The sequence below is a fragment of the Actinoalloteichus spitiensis RMV-1378 genome (genome assembly GCF_000239155.1).
In the GTDB taxonomy this organism is placed as follows: domain Bacteria; phylum Actinomycetota; class Actinomycetes; order Mycobacteriales; family Pseudonocardiaceae; genus Actinoalloteichus_B; species Actinoalloteichus_B spitiensis.
The window spans coordinates 1-211 of sequence record NZ_AGVX02000811.1 but is presented as its reverse complement, the minus strand read 5'-3'; the positions used below and the strand labels follow the sequence as shown (position 1 = coordinate 211).

The window sequence follows — 211 nt, the reverse complement described above, 5'->3', positions numbered from 1 at the left end:
CAGGCCGACGTCATCGAACGTGGCGGTCTCCGGGTCGAAGCCCAGGGTGGTTAGTTCCTCGTCGCTGAGGATTTCGCAGGGCAACAGTTCCGATAGTTCCGCCACCACATCCACTCCTGGCTGTTCGCCGGGGCTTCCAGACGCCGACGGAGTGGCGCTGCCTGGAAGCGAGGAGTCCACTGTCGGTTTCACGGCGACTGCGGTTCCTTGT

General features: G+C 63.5%; 1 pseudogene. It reads right to left on the bottom strand.

The window, feature by feature from the left end:
* Positions 1–192 (bottom strand): annotated as a pseudogene (locus tag ACTIDRAF_RS35200) (DUF3558 domain-containing protein); the annotation flags it as partial.
* Positions 193–211: the final 19 nt, after the last annotated feature.